This window comes from Streptomyces sp. NPDC032721 (assembly GCF_055579625.1).
This window is the reverse complement of sequence record NZ_JBVIMX010000041.1, coordinates 24,611-33,958: the sequence shown is the minus strand read 5'-3', so window position 1 is coordinate 33,958 and position 9,348 is coordinate 24,611. Positions and strand designations below refer to the sequence as shown.

Below are 9,348 nucleotides of genomic sequence, written 5' to 3'. Positions count from 1 at the left end.
GCGAGGCCGCGCGCCGAGCCCCCTTGGGCGGCGGGGCCGCCCCCCGGGGGCGGAACGGGCGGGCAAGGGGGCGGCCCCCGGCGGAGCCGAACCCCACGCCCCCGCCCCACCTCCGCCATGGCCCCCCACCACACCCCGGCCCCCTACTCCCCCTCCGCCTCCGCCGCCGCCGCCGCCAACTCCGCCGGCCGCTGCCACCCCCTCGACCCCCGCGCCAGCAACCACGCCGTCGCCTCCTCCGGAGGCATCGCCGCCGCCACCAGCCACCCCTGCACCGCGTCACACCCCAGATCCCGCAACCGCTCCCACGTCTCGTCGTCCTCGACGCCCTCGGCAACCACCAACAGCCCCAGCGAATGAGCGAGATCGATCGTGCACCGTACGATCTCGCCGTCCTCGGTATCCACCGCGAGCCGCGCCACGAAGGACCGGTCGATCTTCAGCTCGCTCACCGGCAGCCGCCGCAGGTGCACCAGCGAGGAGTACCCGGTCCCGAAGTCGTCGAGCGACATCTTCACGCCGTGCCCGGTCAGCCCGGCCAGGGTGTCCGCGGCCCGCTGCGGGTCCTCCAGGAGGACGTGCTCCGTGATCTCCAACTGGAGCGAGCCCGCCGGGACCCCGTGCCGCGCCAGCCGCGCCGCCACCGCTCCCGCGAACCCGGGGGTGTGCACGTCGCGCGGCGACACGTTCACCGCCACGGGTACGTAGAGCTTCTGCGCCCGCCACCGGGCGACCTGCGCGAGCGCCGTCTCCAGTACGTACTCCGTCAGATGGGGCATCAGCCCCGACGACTCCGCGATGGCGATGAACTCGTCCGGAGGGACTCTCCCGCGCTCCGGATGCACCCACCGCACCAGCGCCTCAAGACCGGCGACCTGCCCGTCGAAGCGCACCTTGGGCTGGTAGTGGAGTTCGACGTCCCCCGCGTCCAGCGCCCGCCTCAGATCCCCCAACAGGCCCAGCCGGTCGGGTGTGTTGGAGTCGCGCTTCGACTCGTACACCTCGACCCCGCTGCGGTCCCGCTTGGCCTGGTACATCGCCACGTCCGCCCGCCGCAGCAGGCCTTCCGCGTCCAGCGCGTGGTCGGGGAAGACGGCCACCCCCGCGCTGGCCTCCAGCACCAGTGTCAGCCCGTCCAGGTCCAGCGGAGAGCCCAGTTCCGCGACCAGGTGGCGGGCGATGCGCTGCGCGCTCGTCGCGGACTCGGTCCGCGGCAGCAGTACGGCGAACTCGTCGCCGCCGAGCCTGGCGGCCTCCGCCCCCTTGGGCAGTGCCCGCCGCAGCCGGTCGGCTATCTGTAGCAGCAGCCGGTCCCCGGCCAGATGGCCGAGCGTGTCGTTCACCGAGCGGAACCGGTCCATGTCGATCAGCACCAGCGCCGACCGCGTCCCCACCCGCTCGGCCTCCTCCAGCGCGGGCCTGGCCCGCTCAAGCAGCCACTGCCGGTTCGGCAGCCCGGTGAGCGGGTCGCGCAACTGCTCCTCGGCCCGCGCCCTGGCTATCCAGAGCGTGGAGTCCAACGCGATCAGCGGTACGGCGAACAGCGGCAGCAGCACCGGCAGCGAGATCGCCACGACACAGATCAGCGGGGCGATGCCCAGCAACGCCCCGGCCACAAGTCCCTGTCGCACCATGGCCGTTCTGGCCACCGACGGCAGCCGGCCGGTCTGCGGGGCCTCCACGCACCACAGCAGCAGCCGGCTGACCAGCAGGTAGGTGACCGCGGCCAGCACGACCTCGGGCAGCGCCCGCCAGTCCCAGCCGGTCGGCTGCCAGGGCTGCTCGACCGTCGGCACCTCGCCGAAGAGGCTCAGCGTGAGGGCTGCGGCCGCGATGCCGAGGATGTCGACGGAGCCGTGCAGGACGCCCTGCCGCCAGCGCCGTCTGCGGGCGGTGCCGACCAGAACGACAACGGCCAGGCTGACCAGCCCGGCCGGAACCCATCCGTACAGCAGCAGGACGGCGAGGGTGAGCGCCGCCCCCGAACCCGTGCCACCCCACCACCTGTCCCGGCCGAGCGCGACGAGGTGACCGACGATGATGCCGGTCAGGGCGGCGAGGGACCATCCGGCGGTACCGCCGGGGAAGAGGGCGCGCTGTGCGCCGAGTGTCTGCACGATGCCGCCGGCGAGGACCAGGACGGCCATTGCGGTGAGCACCCCGGGGAGCAGTGGCCCCCAGAGCTGTGCCCAGGTCGCGCCGTGTCTGGATACCGGCGGTGCCGGGTGCGGGGCGCGCGCCTGGTAGGGCGGGTAGGCCGGCGGCAGTCCGTACGGTTGCTGCGGCCGGACGGGTGACGGCTGCGGCGACGGCTGCCCGGGGCCCTCGGCCCTGCCGCCGGCCTGCGCGGCCCGCCCGGTCCGCCCGAACCGGCCGACCAGGCCGGTCAGCCCGGTCCGCCCGGCCAGACCACGCAGCCGTGAGGCCGGGTCGGCACTCTCGGTCGGTTTCATTCCGTCCCTCTCACAGCCGGCGGTGCCCGTGTCACGCGAGATGGCCCCGTTGTCATGCCACCACGGCTCGCCCCGTCCCCGCCGCCCCGGAAGTCTCTTGTCGGAGCAGACATTCCTGGGCGGGAAACGGTTCCCCAGCCGTGCACGACAGGCGCACATCCCAACAGTAGGCCGCAGCAGGCTCTCCCGGGCAGCGGTCGACCGCTGTTGCCCGAATGCGACCCGACCACCCTTCGGCGTCTGGTATGCGCCGAACGGGTGGCCCTTCGGCCGCTGTTCTTCCCGCTACTGCTCTACCGGAACCGCCGCTTCACGTGCGGCTTCCGGCCCTTCTGCGAGCAGGACCCCGAAGCCGGCCTCGTCAAGCACCGGAACCTTCAACTGCATTGCCTTGTCGTACTTCGAACCGGGGCTGTCCCCGACCACGACGAACGACGTCTTCTTCGAAACCGAACCAGTCACTTTCGCCCCGAGGTTCTGGAGGGACTCTTTTGCGCCATCCCTGGTGTACTTCTCCAGCGTCCCGGTGACGACGACGGTCAGGCCCTCCAGCGGGCGCGGTCCCTGTTCCTCGTCGGCGCCCTCCTCCTCCATCCGGACCCCGGCGGCCCGCCACTTGCGGAGGATCTCCTGGTGCCAGTCGACGGCGAACCACTCCTTGAGGGAGGCGGCGATGATCCCGCCGACGCCGTCGACCCCGGCGAGCTCCTCCTCGGTCGCCTGCTCGATCCGCTCGACCGACCGGAACTCGCGGGCCAGCGCCTCGGCCGCGACGGGGCCGACGTGCCGGATGGAGAGTCCGGTGAGGATGCGGGCGAGCGGCATCTCCTTGGCCGCCCTGATGTTCTCCAGCATGGCGAGGGCGTTCTTGCGGGGTTCGCCGTCCTGGTTGGCGAAGACGGTGACGACCTTCTCCTCGCCGGTCTTCGGGTCCAGCTTGGGCAGGCCCGAATCGGAGTCCAGGACATAGGACTTGATGGGCAGCAGCTGCTCGATGGTGAGGTCGAAGAGATCGCCCTCGTCGAGCAGCGGCGGCTCGGCGGGCTCCAGCGGCTTGGTGAGCGCGGTCGCGGCGACGTACCCGAAGTTCTCGATGTCGAGGCTCTTGCGGCTGCCGAGGTAGAAGAGCCGTTCGCGCAGCTGGGCGGGGCAGGTCTGCGCGTTGGGGCAGCGCAGGTCGATGTCGCCCTCCTTCATGGGGCGCAGCGCGGTCCCGCACTCGGGGCACTCGGTGGGCATCACGAACTCCCGCTCGGTGCCGTCCCGGAGGTCGACGACGGGGCCGAGGATCTCCGGGATGACGTCCCCGGCCTTGCGCAGCACCACGGTGTCGCCGATCAGGACGCCCTTCTTCTTCACCACCTCCTGGTTGTGCAGGGTGGCGAACTCGACCTCGGACCCGGCCACCGTCACCGGCTCCACCTGGGCGTACGGGGTGACGCGGCCGGTCCGGCCGACGCCGACGCGGATGTTGACCAGCTTGGAGTTGACCTCCTCGGGGGCGAACTTCCAGGCGATCGCCCAGCGCGGCGCCCGCGAGGTGGAGCCGAGGCGCCCCTGGAGCGGGATCTCGTCCAGCTTGATCACGACGCCGTCGATCTCGTGCTCGACGACGGAGTGCCGGTTCTTGCCGATGTACGCGATGAACTCCCGTACGCCGTCCAGCGAATCGACCACCCGGTTCTGCCGGGCGGTGGGCAGGCCCCACTCGCTGAGCAGCTCGTAGGCGTGCGACAGGCGGTCGATGTCGAAGCCCTCGCGGGCGCCGATGCCGTGCACCACCATGCGCAGGGGGCGGGAGGCGGTGATCCGGGGGTCCTTCTGGCGGAGGGATCCGGCCGCCGCGTTGCGCGGGTTGGCGAACGGCTTGTCGCCGGCCTCCACCAGCCGTGCGTTCAGCTCGCCGAAGGCCTCCATGGGGAAGTAGACCTCGCCCCTGATCTCCACCAGGTCGGGGATCCGCTCGCCCTTGAGCCGGTCCGGGATCGCGGAGATGGTGCGGACGTTGGGCGTGATGTCCTCGCCGGTGCGCCCGTCGCCCCGGGTGGCGGCGCGGGTCAGCCGGCCCTTCTCGTAGGTGAGGTTGACGGCGAGCCCGTCCACCTTGAGCTCGCACAGCAGGTGGTACTCGATGCCGCTGAGCTCGGCGGCGATCCGCTCGGCCCAGGCCGCGAGCTCCTCGTCGTCGAAGGCGTTGTCGAGGGAGAGCATCCGCTCGCGGTGCTGGACGGCGGTGAACTCCGTCTCGTAGGCCCCCGCCACCTTCTGGGTCGGCGAGTCGGGGGTGCGCAGCTCGGAGTACTCGTCCTCCATCGCCTCCAGGGACCGCAGCATCCTGTCGAACTCGGCGTCGCTGACGACCGGCTGGTCCTTGACGTAGTACCGGAAGCGGTGCTCCTCGATCTGCTCAGCGAGCCGCGCGTGGTTCTCCCGTGCCTCGGCGGGTACCGCCGCATGCTGTTCGCCAGCCACCGTCATGTCCTCCCGTTGACCTGCCGGGGCCCTGTGCCCCGTCCAAGAATCTCCTGCTTCGTCACTCAGGGTTGTCCGCGAGCGAACGCGCCGCCCGCGAGCTGTGGGCGAGCGCCGCGCGGGCGTGTGCCGGGGAAGCCCCCGCCAGCCCGCACGTCGGAGTGATCACCACGGACTCGTACAGAAGTCCGGGATTCAGCCCCAGCCTGCGCCACAACGACCTGACACCCATGACGCTACCGCCCGGGTCTGACAATGGGCCTTCCACGCTCGGCACGACGCCCGCGAAGAGCTTCGTGCCGCCTTCGACCGCCTCACCGATCTCGTCGTCGTCACGCTCCGTGAGCAGGGTGAAGTCGAGGGAGATCCCGGCGGCACCCGCCCGCCGGAGCAGCGCGATCGGTACGTCGGGCGCGCAGGAGTGCACGATCGTCGGTCCGTCGTGCACCGCCATCACGTCCCGCAGCGCGCTCTCCACCACCTGCCGGTCGGCGGCCCGGTAGATCCGGTAGCCGCTGGCCGACCTGATCTGTCCGCGCAGTACGGCGATCAGCGAGGGCTCGTCGAGCTGGAGCACCAGCCGCGCCCCCGGCATCCGCCGCCGTACGTCGGCCAGGTGTCCGCGCAGGCCCTCGGCGAGGGACGCGGCCAGGTCGCGGCAGGCCCCCGGATCGCCGAGGGCCGCCTCGCCGCCCCGCAGTTCCAGGGCGGCGGCGAGCGTCCACGGCCCGACGGCCTGCACCTTCAGCGGCCCGGTGTACCCCTGGGTGAACTCCTCCAAGGCGTCCAGGTCCTCGCCCAGCCAGGAGCGGGCCCGCCGGGTGTCGCGGCCGGGACGGTCGCTGAACCGCCAGCCGCTGGGCTCCAGGTGGACGTACATCTCGGCGAGCATTCCGGCGGTGCGGCCGATCATGTCCGCGCCGGGCCCGCGCGCGGGCAGTTCCGCGAGGAACGGGAAGTCCTCGAAGGAGCCGACGACGGTCTTGGCGGTCTCCCTGGCGTCGCCGCCTGGCATGGAGCCGATGCCGGTGGCCGGGCCCCACCACCGCTGCTGCTTCTCGCTGTCGCTCATCGTCCGGGCCGCACCGTCAGGTCGTTGACCTCGGCGTCGCGCGGCAGGTCGAGGGCCATCAGGATCGTCGTGGCGACCGACTCCGGATCGATGAACTTCTTCGGGTCGTACGCCTTGCCCTCCTGCGAGTGCACCTTCTCCTGCATGGGGCTGGCGGTGCGCCCGGGGTAGACGGAGGTGACGCGCACCCCGTTCTCGTGCTCCTCGGCGCGCAGCGAGTCGGCGAGGGCCTTGAGGCCGTGCTTGCTGGCGGCGTACGCGCTCCACTCGGGCCCGGCGTTGAGTCCGGCGCCCGAGTTCACGAACACCACATGGCCCTTGTCCAGGCGCAGCTGGGGCAGGAAGAGCCGGGTGAGCTCGGCGGGGGCGATGAGGTTGGCGTTGAGCTGGCTGTGCCAGGCGCGTACGCCCAGCTCGCCGACCTTGCCGAGGTCGACGACGCCCGCGATGTGCAGCAGGGTGTCGACCCGCTCGGGCATCGACTGGTGGGAGAACGCCCAGGACAGCCGGTCCGGGTTGGAGAGGTCGCCGACGAGGGTGCGGGCGCCGGGCAGCTGCGCCGCCAGTTCCTTGGCGCGGCCGGCGTCGCGCGCCATGAGGACGACGTCGTCCCCGCGCGCGTGGAGGCGGCGGGCGACGGCGGCGCCGATGCCCGACCCCGCCCCGGTGATCACATGAGTAGCCATGTGCCCCATGCTCGCACCCCGGCGGGGACTACTGGACCCCGGCGGACTCCTCCAGGTAGGCGAGTGCCGCCACTCCGTCCTCCGCGAAGAACACCAGGTCAGTGAGGGGAATCGGCAGGAACCCCTCGTCCTCCATCCGCTGGAACTGCTGCTTGAGCCCGTCGTAGAAGCCGTCGGCGTTGAGCAGCACCACGGGCTTGTCGGTCATGCCGTGCTTCTTCAGCTCCAGGATCTCGGTGGCCTCGTCGAGGGTTCCGGTGCCGCCCACCATGATCACCACGGCGTCGGACTTCCCCAGGAGCAGCGCCTTGCGCTCCGCGAGGTCCTTCGCGATGACCATCTCGTCGGCACGCGCGCGTGCCTTGGTGTGCAGGAAGTCCACGGAGACGCCGACGAGCCTGCCGCCCGCCGCTTCGACACCGTCGGCGACGACCTTCATCAGGCCCACGTCGGAGCCGCCCCAGACCAGCGTGTGGCCGCCCTTGCCGAGGAGTTCGGCGAACTCGCGGGCGGGCCGGGTGTAGCGCTCGTCGAGGTCCGCGGCGGAGAGAAAGACACAAATGTTCATGACCCCCAACCTAATGCCGGGCCCCCACCGGAAAGCCCGCGGAAAAAACTTCTCGCGACTTCTGCCGCCGAGCGATGAGTTCCGCGCACGCCGGCGGTCCAAGTCGGTATGAGCAAAGTGATTTCGCGCGACGGCACCCCTCTCGCCTACGAGCGCAGGGGCGAGGGCGCCCCGCTGATCCTGGTCGGTGGCGCCTTCAGCACGGGTACGGCGGAGGGCCCGCTCGCCGGACTCCTCGCCGAGGACTTCGATGTCGTCACGTACGACCGCAGGGGCCGGGGCGCCAGCGGGGACACCGCCCCCTACGCGGTCGCCCGCGAGGTCGAGGACCTGGCGGCACTGATCACGGAGGTCGGCGGCAGCGCCTTCCTGTACGGGATGTCCTCGGGCGGCGCCCTGGTGCTGCGCGCGGCTGCGGCCGGTCTGCCGGCGCCCAGACTCGCCGTCTACGAGCCCCCGTTCACGGTCCGCGAGGACACTCGCGCCGAGAAGGCGGCGTACACGGAGAGCCTGGCGGCGGCCCTGGAGGCGGGTCGCAGGGGCGAGGCCGTGGAGCTGTTCCTGTCGGTGGTCGGGATGCCCCGGGAGTTCGTCGCGCAGATGAAGCAGGCCCCGGTGTGGCGCTCCTTCGAGTCGCTCGCCCCGACGTTGGCGTACGACGACGCGGTGATGGGCGACGGCACGGTCCCGGCCGACCGGCTGGGCACGCTGGACCGGCCGGTCCTGGTGGTGGACGGCGGCGCGAGCCCCGCCCTGATGCGGGACGCGGCCCGGCTGACGGCGACGGCACTGCCGGACGGCCGGCAGCGCACCCTGCCCCGGCAGACCCACGACGTGGACCCGAGGCAGCTGGCGCCGGTGCTGAAGGAGTTCTTCACCGCCGCCTGAGAAGGGCGCGCTCCCACGGGGGTGGGGCGCGCCCTTCTCAAGCAGGTGGCCTCAGACGGCCGCTTCGGCCCCGCTGCGCCGTACCGTCGTCGCGATCGTCGCCGAGCCCACCACGCGCGTGCCGTCGTACAGCACGATCGCCTGGCCGGGGGCGACGCCGCGCATCGGCTCACCGGTGAAGCGGACGTGCAGCTCGCCGTCGACGACCTCGGCGTGGACCTCGGTCTCGCCGCCGTGGGCGCGGAGCTGGGCGGTGTACGTGCCGGGGGCGGCCGCCTCGGAGCCGCACCAGCGGGGGCGGATGGCGGTGAGCGCGGTGACATCCAGGGCCTCGGCGGGACCCACCGTCACGGTGTTGTTGACCGGGGAGATGTCCAGGACGTAGCGCGGCTTGCCGTCGGCGGCGGGGTGGCCGATGCGCAGGCCCTTGCGCTGGCCGATGGTGAAGCCGAAGGCGCCGTCGTGGGTGCCCAGCTTGGCGCCCTCCTCGTCGAGGATGTCGCCCTCGGCCTTGCCGCCGAGGCGGGAGGCGAGGAAGCCCTGGGTGTCGCCGTCGGCGATGAAGCAGATGTCGTGGCTGTCGGGCTTCTTGGCGACGGCCAGGTCGCGGCGCTCGGCCTCGGCGCGGATCTCGTCCTTGGTGGTGAGGGTGTCGCCGAGCGGGAACATCGCGTGCGCGAGCTGCTTCTCGTCGAGTACGCCGAGGACGTAGCTCTGGTCCTTGGCCATGTCGGAGGCGCGGTGGAGTTCCCGCGAGCCGTCCTCCTTGACCACGACCGTCGCGTAGTGCCCCGTGCACACGGCGTCGAAGCCCAGCGCGAGGGCCTTGTCCAGGAGGGCGGCGAACTTGATCTTCTCGTTGCAGCGCAGGCAGGGGTTGGGCGTGCGCCCGGCCTCGTACTCGGCGACGAAGTCCTCCACCACGTCCTCGCGGAAGCGCTCGGCGAGGTCCCAGACGTAGAACGGGATGCCGATGACGTCGGCGGCCCGCCGCGCGTCCCGGGAGTCCTCGATGGTGCAACAGCCGCGGGCCCCGGTCCTGAAGGACTGCGGGTTGGCGGAGAGCGCGAGGTGGACACCGGTCACGTCGTGCCCGGCCTCGACGGCGCGGGCGGCGGCAACGGCGGAGTCGACCCCGCCGGACATGGCGGCGAGGACGCGGAGGGGGCGCGGAGTATCGGTCATCGTCATAGCTCATCCAGAGTAGTC

7 protein-coding genes are annotated in these 9,348 nt (G+C 71.9%); 1 reads left to right on the top strand and 6 read right to left on the bottom strand.

What is annotated here, in order from left to right:
* Positions 1 to 143 precede the first annotated feature (143 nt).
* From ACZ5PB_RS42160 to ACZ5PB_RS42140, 5 genes are all read right to left on the bottom strand, one after another.
* Entirely contained in the window at positions 144 to 2,453 is a 2,310-nt protein-coding gene (locus ACZ5PB_RS42160) for a putative bifunctional diguanylate cyclase/phosphodiesterase (RefSeq protein ID WP_468698916.1), read from the bottom strand.
* Positions 2,454 to 2,738: 285 nt separating this feature from the next.
* Positions 2,739 to 4,931 carry an NAD-dependent DNA ligase LigA gene (gene ligA, locus ACZ5PB_RS42155; protein WP_468698914.1) on the bottom strand — a complete coding sequence of 731 codons (2,193 nt, stop codon included), beginning with the start codon at positions 4,929 to 4,931 and terminating at the stop codon, positions 2,739 to 2,741.
* Positions 4,932 to 4,986: 55 nt separating this feature from the next.
* Entirely contained in the window at positions 4,987 to 5,997 is a 1,011-nt protein-coding gene (locus ACZ5PB_RS42150) for a methionine synthase (RefSeq protein WP_468698912.1), read from the bottom strand.
* Positions 5,994 to 6,683 (bottom strand): SDR family oxidoreductase, encoded by a 690-nt coding sequence (locus ACZ5PB_RS42145; protein ID WP_468698911.1) that lies wholly within the window; start codon positions 6,681 to 6,683, stop codon positions 5,994 to 5,996. The genes ACZ5PB_RS42150 and ACZ5PB_RS42145 overlap by 4 nt, the downstream gene beginning before the upstream one ends.
* Positions 6,684 to 6,711: 28 nt before the next feature.
* The gene (locus tag ACZ5PB_RS42140; RefSeq protein ID WP_468698909.1) at positions 6,712 to 7,251 is read right to left on the bottom strand and encodes an LOG family protein; all 540 of its coding nucleotides are present in this window, start codon (positions 7,249 to 7,251) and stop codon (positions 6,712 to 6,714) included.
* A 108-nt stretch (positions 7,252 to 7,359) separates the two neighbouring features.
* Here ACZ5PB_RS42140 and ACZ5PB_RS42135 point away from each other — a divergent pair, with 108 nt between their 5' ends.
* On the top strand, positions 7,360 to 8,139 hold the full coding sequence (locus ACZ5PB_RS42135) for an alpha/beta fold hydrolase (RefSeq protein ID WP_468698907.1): 780 nt from the start codon (positions 7,360 to 7,362) through the stop codon (positions 8,137 to 8,139).
* Between the two features lie 51 nt (positions 8,140 to 8,190).
* Here ACZ5PB_RS42135 and mnmA read toward each other — a convergent pair whose 3' ends face one another.
* The gene (gene mnmA / locus ACZ5PB_RS42130) at positions 8,191 to 9,324 is read right to left on the bottom strand and encodes a tRNA 2-thiouridine(34) synthase MnmA (protein WP_468698905.1); all 1,134 of its coding nucleotides are present in this window, start codon (positions 9,322 to 9,324) and stop codon (positions 8,191 to 8,193) included.
* Positions 9,325 to 9,348 lie beyond the last annotated feature (24 nt).

Bases quoted from the DNA above. Each gene is read 5' to 3' on its own strand.
- ACZ5PB_RS42160 (WP_468698916.1), bottom strand. From the start codon at position 2,453: ATGAAACCGACCGAGAGTGCCGACCCGGCCTCACGGCTGCGTGGTCTG.
- ligA (WP_468698914.1), bottom strand. From the start codon at position 4,931: ATGACGGTGGCTGGCGAACAGCATGCGGCGGTACCCGCCGAGGCACGG.
- ACZ5PB_RS42150 (WP_468698912.1), bottom strand. From the start codon at position 5,997: ATGAGCGACAGCGAGAAGCAGCAGCGGTGGTGGGGCCCGGCCACCGGC.
- ACZ5PB_RS42145 (WP_468698911.1), bottom strand. From the start codon at position 6,683: ATGGCTACTCATGTGATCACCGGGGCGGGGTCGGGCATCGGCGCCGCC.
- ACZ5PB_RS42140 (WP_468698909.1), bottom strand. From the start codon at position 7,251: ATGAACATTTGTGTCTTTCTCTCCGCCGCGGACCTCGACGAGCGCTAC.
- ACZ5PB_RS42135 (WP_468698907.1), top strand. From the start codon at position 7,360: ATGAGCAAAGTGATTTCGCGCGACGGCACCCCTCTCGCCTACGAGCGC.
- mnmA (WP_468698905.1), bottom strand. From the start codon at position 9,324: ATGACCGATACTCCGCGCCCCCTCCGCGTCCTCGCCGCCATGTCCGGC.